The organism is Streptosporangium sp. NPDC003464, from assembly GCF_053588315.1.
The window spans coordinates 1-2,209 of sequence record NZ_JBSFPS010000516.1; the positions used below are offsets into that span (position 1 = coordinate 1).

At 71.8% G+C, this 2,209-nt stretch carries 2 protein-coding genes; both read right to left on the reverse strand.

Going from position 1 to position 2,209, the window contains the following annotated elements; all coding sequences use genetic code 11:
- Positions 1 to 225: 225 nt before the first annotated feature.
- The gene (locus tag ACWDS7_RS48005) at positions 226 to 1,017 is read right to left on the reverse strand and encodes an SDR family NAD(P)-dependent oxidoreductase (RefSeq protein WP_451934757.1); all 792 of its coding nucleotides are present in this window, start codon (positions 1,015 to 1,017) and stop codon (positions 226 to 228) included.
- An 88-nt stretch (positions 1,018 to 1,105) separates the two neighbouring features.
- A complete protein-coding gene (locus ACWDS7_RS48010; protein WP_451934758.1) occupies positions 1,106 to 2,008 on the reverse strand; it encodes an alpha/beta fold hydrolase in 903 nt (300 codons plus the stop codon).
- Between the last annotated feature and the right edge of the window lie 201 nt (positions 2,009 to 2,209).

Sequence of the window (2,209 nt, forward strand, 5' to 3'; positions counted from 1 at the left end):
TGCTCCACCGCCAGGTTCCACGGCCGCCCGGCCTGCTCGAACCCCTCGTCGCCCGCCACCAGGACCCGGCCCCGGACCGCGTTCCTCAGCTCGTTACCAATCGTCATGATCTCTCCTGTCGGTAGGTGCCCGACTGTGTCGCACCCGACTTGAGGACGACTTGAGTCCCGGTTGAAGACAGTCAGAGATCATTGCCGGTCCGCCGGGGCGTCCGCCCTCACCGGCTCAAGGGATGATCATGGGTATCAGGCCGCCGTCGGCGCGCAGCGCGGCGCCGGTCGTGGCCGAGGACGCCTCCGAGCCGACGTAGCGGACCAGGTTGGCGATCTCCTCCGGCCGGATCAGCCGCCCCAGGAGTGAGGTGGGGCGCTCCTCGGCGATGAAGCGCGCCTCGGCCTCCTCGAAGGGGATGTCCCCGCCGACGCGGTCGGCGATGAAGGACTCGACGCCGGGGGTGAGCGTGGGACCCGGCAGCACGGTGTTGACGGTGACGCCGCTGCCCGCGACCGTCTGCGCCAGGCCGCGCGCCACGGAGATCTGCGCGGTCTTGGTGACCCCGTAGTGCACCATCTCGGTGGGGATCATCAGGGAGGAGTCGCTGCTGATGAAGATCACCCGACCCCAGCCGCGCCGCACCATGCCGGGGACGTAGTGGCGGGCCAGGCGCACCCCGCTGAGGACGTTGACCTCGAAGTAGTGGCGCCACTCCTCGTCGGTGATCTCCAGGAGGGGAGTGGCGCCGAAGACGCCGAGGTTGTTCACCAGCACGTCCACCTCGGGCACGGCCTCGAACATCGTCTGCGCGCCTTCGGCCGTGCTCACGTCGGCGGCCACCGGCAGCAGCCCGCCGTGGCCGGTGGCCGAGCGGATGCGCGCGGCCGCCTCCTCGGTCCGTCCCCGGTCGCGGCCGTTGACCACGACCGTCGCGCCGTCGCGGGCGAAGGCGGTGGCGATGGCCTCGCCGATGCCGGAAGTCGAACCGCTGACGAGCACGGTCCGTTCAGTTGTCTCAGTCATGACCTGGTGTCTTCCCCCGTCACCGGGGGAGACACGTTCCGGGCGGCCGCCGCGGACGGCCCGCGGACCGCCTTCCGGAGGCAGCGCGCTACCCGGCGGTGTGGGCCAGGACGGCCTCGGCGAGCTGCCGGTGCACCTGGGGCGGCAGGGTGTGGCCCATGCCCTCGATCATCAGGAACTCGGCCCCCGGGATCGCCGCGGCGATGAGCGCCCCGTGGCCGGGCTTGACCGGCTCGTGCGTGCCCTCGATGACGAGCGTGGGCGCGAGCACCCGGTCCAGGATCCCGACAGGTTCGAAGTCGGAGTCCCTGGCCCCGGCGCGCTGGTGGTTGGCCACGGCCGCGGGGTCGGCCGCGCGGTCGTGGAGCCGCTCCTCGATGCGCCGCTGCTCGTCCTCGTCGAACGGGAGAGCCGTGCCGTGCAGGACCCGGGCCAGCTCGATCTGGAAGTCGATCTGTGCGCGCCGGTCGGCCGGCGGCGGGTTGACCGCCGCCTTGGCGAAGAACTCGACGAACTCCGGGGCGGGCGGGGGCAGGCTGCCGGGCGGCTGCTCCTGGCCCATCAGCGCGCGCATCAGGACCTGTCCCTCCCGGCCGCCCAGCGGCGACGACCCGATGACGGTCAGGGTCAGCACCCGCTCCGGCTGCTCGGCGGCGATCCACTGGCCGAGCAGGCCGCCCGCCGAGTGGCCGACGATGTGGGCCGCGTCGATCCCGTAGGCGTCCAGGACTCCGAGGACGTCCGCCTTGACGTCGGCCCAGGTGTAGGGGTGGGCGTCGAAGTCGACGGTGGTCGAGCGGCCGGTGTCGCGGTGGTCGTAGCGGATGACCCGCCGGCCGCCGGCCGCCAGCCGCCCGACGAGCTCCTCCGGCCACACCACGCCCTGCGACATCGAGCCCATCACCAGCAGCAGCGGCGGGTGCGCCGGATCACCGAACTCCTCGGTCCACAGCTCGACGTCGCCGACGTTCACCATGCGTCCCTGAGACATACGATTGCTCCTTCATCACTTCGTCACGTTCATCCCGGCCGGAGGCGTTCCGGCCGATGAGCAGAGCCTGGCGCACGCCCGCGCCGGTGCCATCCGTAGGACCACTGGGGTCGGCCAGTGGTCATCGGCCAGTGACCGGCCAGTGGTCATCGGCCAGTGACCGGCCAGTGGTCATCGGCCAGTGACCGGCCAGTGGTCATC

Bases quoted from the DNA above. Each gene is read 5' to 3' on its own strand.
- ACWDS7_RS48005 (WP_451934757.1), bottom strand. From the start codon at position 1,017: ATGACTGAGACAACTGAACGGACCGTGCTCGTCAGCGGTTCGACTTCC.
- ACWDS7_RS48010 (WP_451934758.1), bottom strand. From the start codon at position 2,008: ATGTCTCAGGGACGCATGGTGAACGTCGGCGACGTCGAGCTGTGGACC.